The organism is Streptococcus sp. 27098_8_76 (assembly GCF_041432315.1).
Lineage (GTDB): Bacteria > Bacillota > Bacilli > Lactobacillales > Streptococcaceae > Streptococcus.
The window spans coordinates 1-4,954 of the sequence record NZ_JAPVZI010000024.1; the positions used below are offsets into that span (position 1 = coordinate 1).

General features: G+C 36.5%; 7 protein-coding genes. 5 read left to right on the forward strand and 2 right to left on the reverse strand.

The window, feature by feature from the left end; translation table 11 throughout:
• Nucleotides 1-241: 241 nt before the first annotated feature.
• From O3636_RS10520 to O3636_RS10535, 4 genes are all read left to right on the forward strand, one after another.
• A complete protein-coding gene (locus O3636_RS10520) occupies nt 242-607 on the forward strand; it encodes a hypothetical protein (protein WP_261149604.1) in 366 nt (121 codons plus the stop codon).
• Nucleotides 608-769: 162 nt separating this feature from the next.
• Complete coding sequence (locus tag O3636_RS10525) at nt 770-1,942, forward strand: replication initiation factor domain-containing protein (RefSeq protein ID WP_371643085.1); 1,173 nt, start codon at nt 770-772, stop codon at nt 1,940-1,942.
• Nucleotides 1,942-3,288 carry an FtsK/SpoIIIE domain-containing protein gene (locus O3636_RS10530; protein WP_371643087.1) on the forward strand — a complete coding sequence of 449 codons (1,347 nt, stop codon included), beginning with the start codon at nt 1,942-1,944 and terminating at the stop codon, nt 3,286-3,288. The genes O3636_RS10525 and O3636_RS10530 overlap by 1 nt, the downstream gene beginning before the upstream one ends.
• A 53-nt stretch (nt 3,289-3,341) precedes the next feature.
• Nucleotides 3,342-3,491 (forward strand): hypothetical protein, encoded by a 150-nt coding sequence (locus O3636_RS10535; protein WP_371643089.1) that lies wholly within the window; start codon nt 3,342-3,344, stop codon nt 3,489-3,491.
• 4 nt (nt 3,492-3,495) lie between these two features.
• On the opposite strand, the gene O3636_RS10540 is transcribed toward O3636_RS10535, so the two are convergent.
• Nucleotides 3,496-3,801 carry a hypothetical protein gene (locus O3636_RS10540; protein WP_371643091.1) on the reverse strand — a complete coding sequence of 102 codons (306 nt, stop codon included), beginning with the start codon at nt 3,799-3,801 and terminating at the stop codon, nt 3,496-3,498.
• A gap of 38 nt (nt 3,802-3,839) precedes the next feature.
• On the reverse strand, nt 3,840-4,403 hold the full coding sequence (locus tag O3636_RS10545; protein WP_371643093.1) for a hypothetical protein: 564 nt from the start codon (nt 4,401-4,403) through the stop codon (nt 3,840-3,842).
• 167 nt (nt 4,404-4,570) lie between these two features.
• On the opposite strand from O3636_RS10545, the gene O3636_RS10550 reads away from it, so the two are divergent.
• On the forward strand, nt 4,571-4,726 hold the full coding sequence (locus tag O3636_RS10550) for a hypothetical protein (protein ID WP_160312969.1): 156 nt from the start codon (nt 4,571-4,573) through the stop codon (nt 4,724-4,726).
• The last annotated feature ends 228 nt before the right edge of the window (nt 4,727-4,954 follow it).

Sequence of the window (4,954 nt, forward strand, 5' to 3'; positions counted from 1 at the left end):
AAAAAAAATTGATGTAAAATAAAAAGTGTCTGTTAGTTTTCAAACTACTGACAGACACAAAAAAAGTCTTACTATTGCCGCCAAGCTTCTCGTAAGACCTCAAATATTTTCAAACTAAAGAAATTATATCAAATTGGCTTTCTAAAGTCAATCATATAATTTTATAAAAATTTGAGTGTCTTTTCTTTTGAGAGGTTTGCGGAATGAGTAAGCAAAATCTTAAAAGAAAGGACATTTTTTTATGTCACAAATCGATAAATTGAAAGCTCTTCAAGAGAGCAAAAACAAAACTGCAAACTTAACTTTATTTAGTAACGTCGTTGTAATCGACGTAGGAATTAAGCCGAGTCAACATTTTCCAAAATTGAAAGATGATTTAGGAAATAAAATCAAAGACGAAAATGGCAAGGATAAGCGTTCCGATGTTTCGGATGGGTATACTTACTCTTTCGTTGAATTTGCAACTGGGAAAATGGTTAAAATTGTTCTTCAAGAAGAGCGAAAATTTGAGCTCTTGGGCTCTTATAAGGTCGTGGGCTTTGGTTACGACATTAAGTCAGCAAATATGATTTTCATTGAACAGAAAGGTCAGATTGTTGAATATTAGCCGATAACGTGGGACAGTGGGAGCTTCGCTCCCACTGGTAAGCCCCCCTCAATAATCATGGGGGCACCACGTACATCGTGAGGTGCTGAAATCCCTAGAATGACAGGGCTTTAGATACAATTTGGCACTTTTAAAAATTTTGACAATTAAGGATATATAAACATGCAAAAATACAAAATAGACTGGCTCTCGTTTTCGGTTAGATGTTACGATGATGAACCAACAAATACACTAGATGAAAATATCTTAGAATTGCTCGGTTATGATTTTGCTGAAGAATTTGGCAAAGATATCTCTGGGAAAAACTTTTACAATCAAGGTGCAACTCTTGGGAACTATGTGAATGTGTTTTGGAACGATTACACGAATGAAAAAAATCCCGTTCGTAAAAATAGCTCAAAAACAATGAACGTCGTGTTTACGGGTCAAGGTTCTACTGATTTAGCACTTCGTAATGATAATGACTGGGTTAAAATATTTACGATTTTAACGACGTATGAGCCGAAAAACAAGCCAAAACCAAAAGATGAAGAAGATAAACCCTCGGTAAATATAACGCGTATTGATATCGCATTAGATGATTATGATGAACTCGTTAAATTTGACGATATCGAAAAGAAATTGAAAAAGGGGCATTATCGCTCATCAAAACGTTCGTACAATATTGTTAAAACCTCAGACCAAAATGGTCAGAAGTTGGGCGAAAGTATATACCTCGGCAACGCTCGCACCGCGAGCGGCAGTCGCGGGAATGTGTATGCTAGGTTTTATGATAAGCTAGCACAATACCTTGACAAGAATCAACTCGTAACGTCTGATGTCCGTGAATATTGGAAAAAAACGGGTAAAGAAACTTGGCAACGTTACGAGATAAGTTTTTCAAAAAACTATACAAATAGCATTGTTGAAGATATCTTAAAAGGTGAAAGTATTGATAAAATTTTCAAAACCTCGCTCCGAAATCTCCTAGAAATTTTAACCCCGAGGGGCAAGAATAAAAATCGGTGGTATAAAACTAAATGGTGGGAAGATTTTTTGCAGTACGATGAAAGAAAAGGCTTCGACTTACCAGAGCGCGATGTCATGCTTGCTGAAACTCTTGAATGGCTCAGAGTGGCGGTTTTACCGAGTTTAAACGTACTAGAAAAAATCGGACAAGAGCGCGGATTTGATATCTATGACTTGCTTCGTAAGGCAAAAAAACCTAACGAGCTATCGAAAAAGCAGAGCCGAATAATTTCAGATACACGAAACAAGTCAGACGAAATAATTAACGACTATCTGACTAAATTTTTACTTGGTATCAAAATAGAAAAAGAGCGAGGTGGCGAATAATGGCAGTCATCTATAAAAAGAACGCTCAAAACGTGTACAAAATACCGCTGTACCGTCTGTTTTGGTTCTGGTGGTTGCTAGTTGTATCTTTAGCTGTTTTGTCCTCCATAATCGGATTGATTATCTCTATTAAAGCTGTTCAGTTTGCTCTTTGGTCGCTTGTGTGCGTTTTGATGATTGTACGAGCGTATTCACTGATGAAATCAGTGATCAAAGCGAAGTCAATCAAAACGTACATCACGCAAAAAGGAGCAGAACGAGCAATCACAAAGAGTTTACTCGCAACGATGTCAGTCAATCAACTGCGCGATACTCCACACATCGCTGTTCCGAGAGTGAGGGTAGGCGCAAGCCTACCCTCTCACGTAAAAGTGACCGTGGAAAAGCTCCCAGGAATGTATGATATCGACAAATTGACTGAGGATATAAACGCAAGCTTTCGAGGAAAATTAGGCGCTTATGCGGTCGTTTCAAGTCGTATTACAGACGACGGTCTGTACTATAAATTTGTACTTGAAGATAAAGGCTCGGATAAAACTTGGCGACCAAAGAGCCTTGAAGAGATGAAGCGAAAGAGCCACGAAATCAAGTTGCAGAATGATTTGATTATAAATCTTGCTGATAAACCGCATTTAATAGCGTGGGGGAAATCGGGAAGTGGTAAAAGTAGTTTGCTTTTCTCAATACTCTTGCAACTGTTTTTGAACGGTTCTGAAGTGTATTTTATCGACCCTAAGAGCGAATTTTCAGCCTTTCAAGAGTTCTATCCGTCGGAACGAATTCAAGAAGATACTGAACCGATTTTGGAACTGCTGAGATACGTTTGCGATGAGCTGAGAAGACGACAAAAAATCGTCGCTAAAGCTGTCAAAAAACAGCAAAAAATCGGCTTGCGTGGCTACGATATCGGTTTGACTCCAATCGTTGTCGTCGCTGATGAAATCGGCTCAGCTGTTGCAAGTATGGACAGTAAACAGAAAAAAGAGTTTTTGGCTCTACTCACTCAAATCGTCCAAAAAGGGCGGTCTGTATCCGTGTTTTGTATCGTCGCAACGCAAAGCCCGAAAACTGATACCACGCTTTCAAGTGACATCAGAAGTCAGTTTGCGACCAAAATATTATTAGGTTCTGCGAATGCAGAAACGCAACGCATGGCGTTTGACGGTGAGGTTGCGACAAAAGGCGGAGTTGAACGTTTTAGAGGATTTTATATATCCGACGGAAAGACAGACGAGACCCCGCTTTCCTTTGCTGTGACTGATTTGCATACATATCATCTAAATGACCTTAAATGCTTTGAAAAAGCGTATAAAATGGGTTTGCAGTCAGATGAGCATAAAAAATAAACAGAATAGGAATAATAAAAAAAAGTCATATCTTTCATGCTAAAATTTTAGTTATGAGAGATATGATTTTAAATATTAAAAGAAAAGCAATAGCTTTAGATTTAGATGCTGATTATACAACTATTGAAAATCAGTTAATTGATTTGAAGCAACAGATAAAAATTTTAGATGAATTTTTAGATTTAAAAATCTTAGACGTGTAAGATTTTATTTCCAAAATTCCCACCATTTTTTGGATGTTTCTATTAGTTTTGTATCACGGTTATAGATAATTTGTTGAAGATTTGCGATTTGCATATCTTTTGTTTTCAACTGGTCTTTTAAGATTTCAATGATATCATCAGTGATATCATTTTTGTTATCATTGATATTATCGTTGATATCTTCTCCTAGAATGATTCTTTTAATAAATTCATTTACAGAGATACCTTTATCTTTTGCCTTTTGTGTGATTATAGCTTTTTCTTTTTGTGTGGTACGTATTATGATTTGTACCTGTTTGTTTTCTGCCATGATATCACCTTTTATATCTAAATGTTATCTCTATTATATCATCTTTCTTGAGTATATGATTGTACTGGATTATTTAATCTCATACAAGCGAGTATATAATCAGTATCAGTCATATCTGATAATTCTGCAAAATGAGTTGTCGCTTTATCTTTGTTCCATTGCTCAATGTCGAGCGGTTCAAAAAATTTTTCAAATAAAGCGGTCAGCATGACTTCCATGGCTTCCCTTTTGGTAACTTTTGGCGGTTCATATTGTTCTTCTTCAAGTTGTTGCTGGTGACTTTCATTTGTCTGATTTCTTATGTCTTCTATGTATTGTTCAACATTTTGACGATATTCTTCTAGTTCTTCAATATCAATATTGCTATGTTTAAGTAGATAAGATTCTACTTTGCGATATAATTGTTGTAGTTGTTGAGGAGTAAATACTTTCGTGTGTTTACGTCCGATTAGTTTACTTTCTGCATTATCCCAAATATCTAGTTCTCTGAGTGCTCTTGTAAATTTAATTCGTAATTTTCTTTGATTTTTTTCTGTATTTGGAATTTCGAATCTTGTACATTGTTCTTTTATGAATTGGGTTAGAGTTGTATAGTTTTCCATTTGGAACCCCCTTTTTGTTACATGTTATAGATATATTGTACATTGTTTGCTTGTTTAAATCAACTATTAAAGGCACTTTTATCAAAAATTACAATGCACATATTCTTGACAGTGTACATTTATTGTGATATACTTAAAGCATGAAGATATAGAAAGTAGGTGAGATTATGAACGACGAAGAGATTGAAAAATTTGTCTTGGATTTCATTGACGATGAAAAAATCACGCAAGATTTTGTTGAAGCCGTCAATGAATTGCAAGCAGACTCTGACGGAGGAAACATTGACCCTCCGGAGATTGTTCCTCCACGTTTTGAGCGTTGATTGTTGATTTTTAAAATTTTCTTCCGTCGGCGCAAACGTAAAAGCACGACGATCAAATCGACGCGTCAAGGAGTAAAGCGTAGCGTACCTTGCGCAAGATTATCGTTGTGCTAGTTTGAACAAGCCAGACGAAGAAAATTAAAAATCATTTCTTCCAGAGGCCGAGTCCAGCGTCGTACGCTGGTCAGGTGTGGGCAGAGGCCCACAAGAAATTAAGGGTTTACATCT